We start from the raw sequence: 11,662 nt of genomic DNA, 5'->3' as shown, positions 1-11,662 counted from the left end.
AGCTCACTCGCCGGGTCGTCCTCGTCACCGAGCACGTCCCGCTGCCACAACGTGTAGTCCGCGTACTGCACCGGCAGCGCGGCGAACTCGGGCACACCACCGCCGAGCCGGGCCGCGTACGCCCTGGACAGGTCATCGGCCAGTGGGCCCATGGACCAGCCGTCGCCCGCGATGTGGTGCACCACGAGCAGCAGTACGTGAGCCTCCGGTGCGACGGTGAACAGACTCGCGCGTATGGGGAGTTCGGACGAGAGGTCGAAGCCGCGCGCGACCGCGGCGGCGAGCGCCCCGGCGTCGAACGCGGATCGCTCCAGCGTCGGCCGGGCCGTGTCCGGCGAAAGGATCAGCTGGTGCGGCAGACCGCCGGTGTCCGGGAAGACCGTGCGCAGGCTCTCGTGCCGGGCCACCACGTCACCGAGCGCGCCCGTCAGCGCGTCGATGTCCAGTGCGCCGGTGAGCCGTACGGCCATGGGCATGTTGTACGTGGCACCGGCGCCTTCGAGACGGCTCAGGAACCAGAGCCGGCGCTGTGCGGGCGACAGCGGGATCTCCTCCGGGCGCTCCCGAGCGGTCAGCGCCTGCCGTGCCTGCCCCGCGTCGCCGAGGCGTCCGGCGAGGGCGGCAACGGCCGGTGCCTCGAAGAGCGTCCTGACGGCGAGCTCCGCACCCAGCTTCGAACGGACCCGGCTGACCACGCGGGTGGCGAGCAGCGAGTGGCCCCCGAGGTCGAAGAAGCTGTCGTCGATCGACACCTGCTCCAGGCCCAGCACCTCGGCGTAGATGTCGCACAGCGCCTTCTCCTGAGCCGTGCGCGGGGCCCGGCCGAACGCGCCGGTACGGGGGCCGGGGGCGGGCAGTGCCCTGCGGTCGAGCTTGCCGTTGACCGTCACCGGCAGCCGGTCCAGGGCGACGAACGCGGACGGGATCATGTATTCGGGCAGACGTTCGCCGAGGCTGCGGCGCAGTGCGTCGGCATCGGGCACCCGCCGTCCGGCCACCGGCACCGCGTACGCCACGAGCTCCTTCAGCCCGGGACGGTCCTCGCGGACCATCACCGTGGCCTGGGCGATGTCCGGGTTGACCGCCAGCGCGGTCTCGATCTCACCGAGCTCGATTCGGAAGCCACGGATCTTGACCTGGTCGTCCGCCCGGCCGAGGCAGTCGATCCTGCCGTCCCCGGTCCAGCGCGCCACGTCGCCCGTGCGGTACATGCGGGAGCCCGGACCGCCGAACGGATCGGCCACGAAGCGCTCCGCGGTCAGGTCCGGCCGGCCGAGGTAGCCACGGGCGAGGCCCATGCCCGCGATGTGCAGGTCGCCCGGAACCCCGGGGGCGACGGGCCGCAGGAGCTCGTCGAGGATGTACGCCCGGTAGTTGGAGAGCGGCCTGCCCACCAGGACCCGGTCGCCCTCGTTGATCCGCTGGCCCAGCGCGTCGACAGTGGTCTCGGTCGGGCCGTAGAGGTTGTAGGTGACCAGCCCGTCCACCGCGACGAGTTGCTCGCGCAGCGCCTCGCCCAGCGCCTCGCCGCCCAGGCTGACGATCAGCGGTGTGGTCGATGCCTCGGCCGTCAGGCCGAGATCGTGGAGTGCCTGGAAGTGGGCGGGGGTGGTGTCGAAGTGGTCGATGCCGCCGACCTTCTGGACGTATGCCAGGAGCAGCGACGCGTCGAGGCGGGTTTCCTCGTCGATGAGATGGAGCTCGTGTCCGGAGAGTATCCACAGCAGCGGGTCGAAAGCGGCGTCGAAGGAGAACGACGACGCCAGCGCGGCGCGCAGCGGCCGGTCCCCGGCCGCCGCGATGTGGGGTGCGTAGAGGCGGTCGAAGTGGTCGTGGAAGAGATTCACGATGCTGCGGTGCTCGACGATGACGCCCTTGGGGCGTCCGGTGGAGCCGGAGGTGTAGATGATGTAGGCGGCCGTCCCCGGGGTCAGCGGGCCGCCGCGCTCCTCGTCCGTCAGGTCGTGCGCGGGCAGCGCGAGGGAGGGGCCGTGCAGATCAGCCGGGTTGTCGAGCACCGCGGCGGGCCGGGCGTCCGCCAGCATGTGGGCGATGCGGTCCTCGGGATAGGCCGGATCGACGGGCACATACGCCGCACCCGCCTTCATCACCCCGAGCAGGGCCGCGACATGCTCCGGGCCGCGCGGCAGGCACACGGCCACCGCCTGCTCGACGCGTACGCCGTCGGCCACGAGTCGGCGTGCCAGCCGGTTGGCCCACCCGTTGAGCTCCGCGTAGGTCAGCCGCATGTCCTGGAAGACCAGGGCGGTGGCGTCCGGAGTGCGGGCCACCTGCTGCTCGAACAGGGCGGTCAGCGTGGACCGGGGCGCGTCGAGAGCGGTGTCGTTCCACTCGACGAGGATCCGACGGCGTTCCTCCTCGGTCAGTACCTCCAGCGCGGACAGCCGCCGGTCCGGGTCGCCCGTCGTTTCACCGATGACCCGCACCAGCCGGGCCGCCAGCGTGGCGGCCGTCTCCCGGTCGAAGAGGTCCGTGGCGAACTCGATGCCGCCGACGATTCCGGCCGGTGCGCCGTCGTCGGCGAACCGCTCCTCAAGGACGAACGACAGGTCGAAGTTGGACGTCTTGAGTCCGATGCCCTTGCCCGTGGCCCGCAGCCCGCCGAGGTCGAGCCGGGCCTCGGCGTTGTTCTGGAAGGAGAGCATCACCTGGAACAGCGGGTGCCTGGCCAGGGAGCGTTCGGGGTTGAGGATCTCCACCAGCCGCTCGAACGGCACGTCCTGGTTCGCGTACGCCGCGAGGTTCGCCGTCCGCACCCGCTCCACCAGCTCACGGAAGGACGGGTCACCCGACACGTCCGTGCGCAGCACCAGCGTGTTCACGAAGAAGCCGACGAGATCGTCCAGTGCCTGGTCGGTCCGTCCGGCGATCGGTGAGCCGATGGGGATGTCGGCTCCGGCGCCGAGCCGTGACAGCAGCGCCGCGAGTCCGGCCTGGGCCACCATGAAGACACTCGCACCGCAGCTGCGGGCGAGGGCCGCCAGCCGGCGGTGCACATCGGCGGGGATCTCCAGGTCGACGGTATCGCCCCGGTAGCTCGCCGCCGCGGGGCGGGGGCGGTCGGCGGGCAGGCCGATCTCCTCGGGGACACCGTCGAGCGCGGTGCGCCAGAAGTCCACCTGACGGGAGAGCTCCCCGGCCGGGTCGGTCTCGTCTCCGAGCACCTCGCGCTGCCAGAGCGTGTAGTCGGCGTATTGGACGGGCAGCGGCTGCCAGGCCGGCGCCGCGCCGGCACACCGTGCCCGGTACGCCTCGCCCAGGTCACGGGCCAGGGGGGCCATGGACCAGCCGTCGGCGGCGATGTGGTGAACGACCAGCATCAGGACGTGTTCCGACCCACCGAGCGCGAACAACCGGGCGTGGAGCGGGGCTTCGACGGTGAGGTCGAACCGTTTGCCCGCCGCGGCAGCGAGCGAGGCCGTCAGATCGTGCTCCGTGACAGCGATCACCGGCATCGCGGGCACGGCCCGGTCCGCGTCGAGAATCACCTGGTTCGGTTGCCCGTCGGACTCCGGGAAGACGGTCCGCAGGCTCTCGTGCCGGCCCACCACATCACCGAGCGCGGCGCGCAGCGCGCCGACGTCGAGCTCCCCTGAAAGGCGTACCGACAGGGGCAGGTTGTAGTTCCCGCCGGCGTCCTCGAACCGGTTGAGGAACCACAGCCGCCGCTGTGCGGGCGACAACGGGATCCGGGCCGGCCGCTCCACGGCGGTGAGCAGCTTGCGCGCCCGGCCGGCGTCGCCGAGCCGTTCGGCGAGCTTCGCCACGGTGGGCGCCTCGAACAGCACGCGGACGGCGATCTCCGTGTCGAACGCGGTCCGCACCTGGCTGACCAGCCGGGTGGCGAGCAGGGAGTGGCCGCCGAGGTCGAAGAAACTGTCGTCGATGGACACCTCGTCGAGCCCCAGCACGCCCGCGAAGAGCTCGCACAGCCGCACCTCCCGTGCGGTGCGCGGCGCCCTGCCCTCCGTGCGGGCTCCTTCCGGCAGGGGCAACGCACGCCGGTCCAGCTTGCGGTTGGGGGTGAGCGGCAGCTTCTCCAGCGGTACGAACGCCGACGGCACCATGTAGTCGGGCAGCGCGTCGGCCGCGTGGGCGCGCAGCTGGGCCGTGTCGGGAAGCGTCCGGCCCTGCACCGGCACCAGATAGGCGGCGATGGTCTTCAGGCCGGGCCGGTCCTCGCGAGCGATGACCGCTGCCTGGGCGACCGAGGGGTGTGTGGTGAGCGCCGCCTCGATCTCGCCGAGCTCGATCCGGAATCCACGGATCTTGACCTGGTGGTCGCTGCGGCCCAGATAGTCCAGCTCGCCGTCGGGTGTCCAGCTCACCACGTCCCCGGTGCGGTACATCCGGCTGCCGGCCGGACCGTAGGGATCGGCGACGAAGCGCTCGCCGGTCAGTCCGGGGCGGTTCAGGTAGCCGCGGGCGGTGCAGCTCCCGGCGAGGTACAGCTCTCCGGGCACGCCCGGGGGCACAGGGCGAAGAGCGCCGTCGAGGACGTAGGTGCGGGTGTTGCGGATGGGCCTGCCGATTGTCGGCCGGGCGGGCCAGTCACCGGGGAGCGCGGGGAGGGTGGCCGCGGTGACGACATGGGTCTCCGTGGGGCCGTAGTGGTTGTGCAGGACACGGCCGGTGCCCTCGTGGAAGTCACGGATCCGCCGGCTCAGCACGAGCGCCTCGCCCGCCTGCGCCAGATGCGCGAGCGCCGGGAGCTCCAGGCCCAGCCCGTTCGCCTCCTCGCACAGCGCGTCGATGACGAGGTTGGGCGCGTACACCTCGGTGATCTCCCGGTCGTCGAGCCACCGCACGAACGCTGCGGCGTCGCGGCGGGTCTCCTCGTCGGGGATGACCAGGGTCCGCCCGGAGAGCGTGGTGGAAAGGATCTCCTGTGCCGACACGTCGAAACTGACGGCGGTGAACTGGGCGGTGCGCATCCCGGCCGCGCCCGGCAGCTCGTCCTCGTGCCACGCGACGAGGTTGGCCAGCGGGGCGCCGGGCATGACGACGCCCTTGGGCCGGCCCGTGGAGCCCGAGGTGTAGATCACGTACGCCGGGGAGAGCGGGGAGAGCGCGGAGGTCCGGTCGGCGTCGTCGAGGTCGGTGTCCGCCATCGCGTCGAGCTCGCACACGGTCCGGGGGGCGTCGAGCACCAGCTGGGGCACCCCGGCGTCCGGCACGGCGTCCGCGAGCACGGACGAGGTGGCGCTGTCGGTGAGCACCAGGACCGGGTCCGCGTCACTCAGCATGTGGGCGATGCGTTCGGCGGGGTGGGCCGGATCCATGGGCAGGTAGGCGGCGCCCGCCTTGAGCACCGCCCACAGCGCGACGATCAGGTCGGTGGACCGGGCGACGGCCAGGACGACGGTGCGTTCGGGGCCCACACCGCGGGTGACGAGCAGCCGCGCGAGCCGGTTGGCCCGGCCGTCCAGTTCCGCGTAGGTGAGCGTGCTGCCCCCGTACTCGACGGCGATGGCGTCGGCGTACCGGTCCGCGGTGCGCCGGAACAGAGCGGGCAGCGTGACGTCGGGGGTGGGGCGCGCGGTGTCGATCCACCGGCCGAGGACCAGGGCGCGGTCCTGCGCGGTGAGCAGGTCCAGCCGCCCGACCGGGGTGTTCTGGGCCTCCTCGAAACCGGCCAGCAACCGTACGAGGGACTCACCGACCGCGACGGCGCCCGCCGGCTCGAACACGTCCGGCCGGTAGCTGAGCTCCACCGCGAGGGTGTCACCCACGTGAACCATCAGGCCGAGGGGGTAGTGGGTGCCCTCGTGGCTGCGGCCGCCGACGACGCCGAGGCCGCCGGCCGCCCGACGCAGGCCGACGGTGTCCACCGGGTAGTTCTCGAAGACCAGGAGGGTGTCGAAGAGTTCACCACTGACCTGGGTCATCCGCTGGAGGTCCGCGAGACCCAGGTACTGGTGGTCCATGAGCCCTGCCTGCTGGTCCTGCAGCCGGTCGAGCAGCGCGCCGAGCGATTCCGCCGGGTCCAGGGCGACCCGTACCGGAAGGGTGTTGATGAACAGGCCGACCATGGACTCGACGCCGGGCAGCTGCGGCGGGCGGCCGGAGACCGTACCGCCGAACACGACGTCCTGACGGCCCGTGAGCTGGCCGAGGACCATCGCCCAGGCGGCCTGGACGACCGTGTTGACGGTGACACCGCGCTCCCTGGCCCATCGGGTCAGCGCGGCTGTCTGCGCCTGTGTCAGCCCGACCCTCGCCCGGGCGGGCACCACCGGCTCGCGGGACGGGTCGGGTGCCATCAGCAGGGTCGGCTCCGTCACCCCGTCCAGCACCTCCCGCCAGCACTTCTCCGCCGCGGTGCGGTCCTGGGCGGCCACCCAGGCGAGGTAGTCGCGGTACGGCGTGACGGCCGTCAGCGCGGACTCGTCGGCGCCGCTTCTGAACAGGCCGTACAGCTGGAACAGTTCGCCGAGCAGAATGGCCCTGGACCAGCCGTCGAGGAGTATGTGGTGAGCGTTCAGGACGAACTGGTGGCGCCCCTCACCGAGGTCGATCAGCGTGAAGCGGATCAGCGGCGGCCGCGCCGGATCGAAGCGGCGGGCCCGGTCCTCGTCGACGAGCCGTTCCGCCTCTTCGGCGCGTTCGGCCGGCGGCAGCGCGGAGAGATCGTGGGCGGTCCAGCCGGGCTTGACCTCGGAAGGGATGAGCTGGACCGGCTCCCCGTTCTTGCGGTACCGGAAGACGGCACGCAGGCCCGGGTGGCGGCGCAGCACACCGGCGCAGGCGGAGTGCAGTGCGCCGGCGTCGAGTTCGCCCTCGATGTCGAGGACGAACTGCATGGTGTAGACGTCCGGGCCGGCCGTGTCGTACATCGCGTGGAAGAGCAGGCCCTGCTGGAGCGGGGAGAGCGGCAGGATGCCCTCGAGTCGTGGCTTTGACGTTGTCATTTCACTATCTCCGCTCAGAACCCGAGGTCATCTTCGAATGCGTCGATCTCGTCCTGGTCGAGATCGAGCAGGGGAGCCATTGACGTGGTGTCCCGCGGCGCCGCGGGGGCGGCCGAACGTCCGTCGGGGTCGGCCGCGTTGGTCACCAGGGCCCGCAGGGCGAGGAACCAGCCGTCGGCCAGCGCCTTCACCTCGTCCTCGGTGAACAGCCCGGCGGGCCACGACCAGGACGCCACCAGCCGGGGGCCGTCGGGCCGGTCCTGGGTCAGCGAGTTCAGCTCCAGGGCGTGCGCGACGGGCATGGCGTCGTCACTGCCGCCGAGACCGCCGTCCCCGTTGTCCTCGCCGTCGCCCGAGGCGAAGCGGCCGAGGTAGTTGAAACCGATCTGCGGAGTCGGCAGCGCGGCCAGTACGGGAGCCGTCTCGTCGTTGAGATGGCGCAGCAGGCCGTATCCGGCACCGTTGTCGGGGAGCGCGGCAAGCTGCTCCGCGACCCGCTCCAGCGCCCGGGCGGCGGCCGGACCGCCCGCCCGGACCTCCGCCCGCTCGGCCTCTGTCACTCCGGGGTCGAGCCGGACCGGGAAGAGGCTGGTGAACCAGCCGACCGTACGGGAGATGTCCGCGTCCGGGGCGACCCCGGCCAGCAGCTCCTCCCGGCCGTGGCCCTCCAGGTCGAGCAGCACCCCGTCGGCGTACGAGCGGCCGCGGTCGCGGTTCCACTCGGTCACGGCCAGCGCGAAGGCGGCCAGCAGTACGTCGTTGACCCCGGTGGCGAAGACGGTGGGTGCGGTCGTCAGCAGGGGCCGGGTGACGTCCGCGGGCAGCGTCACGGTGAGCTGGCGCTGCGTGGCCGCGACGTCGCGGGACGGGTCGAGCTCCCTGGACCCGAGCGGCGTTTCCCGCTGCGTTGTCAGCATCTTCGTCCACACCGGGAGTTCGGCCATGCGCTCGGGGGTCACCGCGGCGGCGACCAGCCCCCGCGCCCACTGCCTCATTGACGTCCACACCGGTTCGAGGACCGGCTCACGGCCGGCTGTGACGGCCTCGTGCGCGGCCATCAGATCGGGCATCAGGATGCGCCAGGACACGCCGTCGACGACGAGGTGGTGGACGATCAGCAACAGCCTGCCGAGCGCGCCGGGGCCCGCGTCGAACCAGACGACCTGCATCATCAGCCCGTCATCGGGGCTCAGCCTGCTCTGCGCGGCACGGCCCTCGGTGTCCACGACCGCGGCAAGCCGCTCCTCGTCCAGCCCCGCGACGTCGACCCGGTGGATGACGTCGTCGGCGCGCACAGCGCCCCGCGGCGGGATCTGCAGGGCCCAGTCGGAGTCGGTCCGCACCAGCCTGGCGCGCAGCGCGTCGTGGTGGTCCAGGACCGCGGTGATCACCGCGCCGAGCTGCGCCGCGGTGAGATCACCGGGTACGGGCGAGGCCACCGACTGGTTGAACCCGTCGATCCGGCCGCCGAGTTCGCGCAGCCACCGGACGATCGGCGTACCCGGCACCATGCCCAGCGCCGGGTCGGCGCCCTCCGGATCGACGGTGAGCACCCTCTCGGCGGAGCTCTCGGGCAGCTCGGCGGCCAGCGCCTCCGGCGTCTTGTACCGGAAGACCTCGCGGGGCGTGAGCACCAGACCGGCCTGACGGGCCCGGCCGACCAGCTGGATCGAGGCGATGCTGTCGCCGCCGAGGGTGAAGAAGCTGTCCTCGACCCCCACCTCCGGCAGTCCCAGCACCTCCGCGAACAGCCGGCACAGCAGCTCCTCGCGCGGGCCCTTGGCCGCGCGGCCCGCCGTCAGGGCGGCGAAGTCCGGAGCGGGGAGCGCCTTGCGGTCGAGCTTTCCGTTGGTGTTCAGCGGCAGCTCGTCGAGGGATACGTAGGCTGCCGGGACCATGTAGTCGGGCAGTTCGGCGGCGACGTGGGCACGCAGCTCTGCGGCGTCGGGGCCTTCGCCCACCGGGACCGTGTAGGCCACCAGCAGCTTGCTGCCGGGCCGGTCCTCGCGCACGACCACCGCGACCCGGGAAACCTGCTCGTGCCGGGCCAGGACCGATTCGATCTCGCCCAGCTCGATGCGGAATCCGCGCACCTTCACCTGGAAGTCCGTACGGCCGAGGTACTCCAGGACGCCCGCCTCGTCCCAGCGGACCACGTCGCCCGTGCGGTACATCCGGGTGCCGGGTGCACCGTGCGGGTCGGCCACGAACCGTTCGGCGCTGAGTCCGGGACGGCCCAGGTAGCCGCGGGCCAGGCCGGTGCCGGCGATGTACAGCTCCCCGGGCACTCCGGGTGCGACAGGCCGCAGGGCGCCGTCCAGGACGTACACGCGGGTGCTGCGGATCGGCCTGCCGATCGGTGAAGCCGCCGCGGCACCGTCCAGTACGGCGGTGGTGGACCAGATGGTGGTCTCCGTCGGCCCGTACACGTTGACTGCCGTGCCTGCCGTGGCCATCGCCTGAGCCAGGGCGCCCGGTACCGCCTCGCCGCCGACGAGCATCCGCAGCCCGTCCATGGCCGTGGGCACCTGCGCGAGCAGTGTCTGCCAGAGGGAAGGGGTGGCCTGCATGACGGTGCAGCCGTGTTCGGCGCGCAGTGCGGCGAGCGCGCCGGGGTCCAGGACCTCGTCCCTGCTCGCGATCACCACCGCGGCTCCCGCCAGCAGGGGCAGATACAGCTCCAGGCCCGCGATGTCGAACGAGACGGTGGTGACGGCGAGCAGCCGGTCCGTGTCGTCCATCGGCACCCGGGCGGACATGTCGGCCAGGAAGTTGTCCAGTGCCGTCCGGGAGATCACCACGCCCTTGGGGCGGCCGGTGGACCCGGAGGTGTAGATCGCGTAGGCCGGGTTGCGTCCCTCGGCCGGGCGGCTTCCCGGGCCGTGAGGCGCCACGGTCCCCCCAGCGGTCCGGGGGGAGTCGAGCAGCAGCAGCGGCGTGTCACCGACGGGCAGCGAGGCGGCCGTCCGGGCGGTGGTGAGCAGCAGCGACGGGCGGGCGTCCTCGATCACATGGGCGAGCCGCTCGGCGGGGTGGTCGGGGTCCAACGGGATGTAGGCCGCGCCGGATTTCAGCACCCCGAGGAGCGCGACCGGCAGGCCGGCCGTACGAGGCAGTGCGACGGCGACGTACTTCTCGGGTCCGGCGCCGAGGCCGATGAGTTCCCGCGCCAGTTCCCCGGAGCGTGCGTCCAGCTCGGCGTAGGACAGCCGCTCGTCGCCCGAGACCACCGCGAGGGAGTCGGGGGCCGCGGCCACCCGGGCGGCGAACAGGTGGAGCAGGGCCCCGACGCCCGCTTCGGGCTCGATGGTGCCGGCCCACTCCGCCAGCACCCGGCGCTCGTGCTCCGGCGCCAGCAGCCGCAGTCGCCCGACGGGCACGTCCGCGTGGTCGGCGGCCTCGCCCAGGAGACGCAGCAGGCAGGAGGCGAGCGCGTCGATCCGGTCCTGGCCGAGCAGGTCGGGCCGGTGCGCCAGGTCCAGGCCGAGCGAGCTGCCCAGCCCGACGGTGAGGCTCAGCGGGTAGTGGGTGGCCTCGTGGTTGTCACCGCCGACGATGCCCAGTCCGCCCGCGGAACGGCGCAGTTCGGCGGCGTCGAGCGGGTAGTTCTCGAAGATGACCAGCGAGTCGAACAGTTCGCCGTGGCCGGCCAGCCGCTGGATGTCGGCGAGCGGCAGGTGCTGGTGGTCCATGAGACCGGCCTGCTGGTCCTGGAGCCGCAGGAGCAGCGCGCCGAACGTCTCGGCGGGGTCGAGGGCGACCCGGACCGGGAGGGTGTTGATGAACAGGCCGACCATGGACTCGACGCCGGGAACCTGCGGCGGGCGGCCGGAGACCGTACCGCCGAACACGACGTCCGCACGGCCGGTCAGCTGTCCCACGGCCATGGCCCAGGCAGCCTGGACGACGGTGTTGACGGTGACACCGCGCTCGCGGGCCCAGCGGGCGAGCGCCGCGGTCTGCTCCTCGGGCAGCTCCAGACGTGTGCGGACGGGAAGCACGGCCGGACGGGACGGGTCGGGAGCGGCGATCAGGGTCGGCTCGTCGAGTCCGTCGAGGGCCTGCCGCCAGGCGGCCTCCGCGGCTGTGCGGTCCTGGCCCGCCACCCACGTCAAGTAGTCGCGGTAGGCGGTGACCTGTGGAAGGGAAGACCCGTCGCCCTTCTTGCCGTACAGCGAGAACAGCTCGCCGAGGAAGACCGGCATCGACCAGCCGTCCAGCAGGAGGTGGTGGTGGCTGACGAGCAGCCGGTGGCGGTCATGCGACGTGGAGATGAGGGTGAACCGCATCAGCGGGGGCGCGTCGAGGTCGAACCTGCGCACCTGGTCCTGCTCGGTCAGCCGCTCGGCGGCGGCGCCGCGGTCCGGCTCGGGCAGCCCGGTCAGATCGACTTCCTCCCAGGGGAGTTCGAAGTCCTGCGGGATGACCTGGACAGGTGTGTCGAGCCCTTCGTGACGGAACGCCGCACGCAGGTTCGGATGCCGGTCCAGCAACGTCACCACACTCGCACGCAACGCCCCCCGGTCCACCACCCCCTCAATATCAAGAGCGAGCTGAACCGTATAAACATCATCACCCGACTCGTCATACACCGCATGGAAGAACAGACCCTGCTGCAAAGGCGAAAGCGGAAGCACATCGACAACCCGCCCGTACTCCCCCTCCAACACATCGATCTGCCCCTGCGTCACCGAAACCAACGGACGCAGATCCGACGGCGTCAAACCACC

At 72.1% G+C, this 11,662-nt stretch carries 2 protein-coding genes; both read right to left on the bottom strand.

What is annotated here, in order from left to right; all coding sequences use genetic code 11:
* Positions 1-6,932 (bottom strand): amino acid adenylation domain-containing protein (locus tag ACFVJX_RS35535; protein WP_384136689.1); only part of this gene is annotated, 6,932 nt, incomplete at its 3' end.
* A 14-nt stretch (positions 6,933-6,946) separates the two neighbouring features.
* Complete coding sequence (locus ACFVJX_RS35530; protein ID WP_384314583.1) at positions 6,947-11,569, bottom strand: amino acid adenylation domain-containing protein; 4,623 nt, start codon at positions 11,567-11,569, stop codon at positions 6,947-6,949.
* Positions 11,570-11,662: the final 93 nt, after the last annotated feature.

Source organism: Streptomyces sp. NPDC127177 (genome assembly GCF_042672475.1).
Taxonomy (GTDB): Bacteria; Actinomycetota; Actinomycetes; order Streptomycetales; family Streptomycetaceae; genus Streptomyces.
Note: the sequence above shows the minus strand (reverse complement) of the source record. Positions and strands in the feature narration are given on the sequence as shown.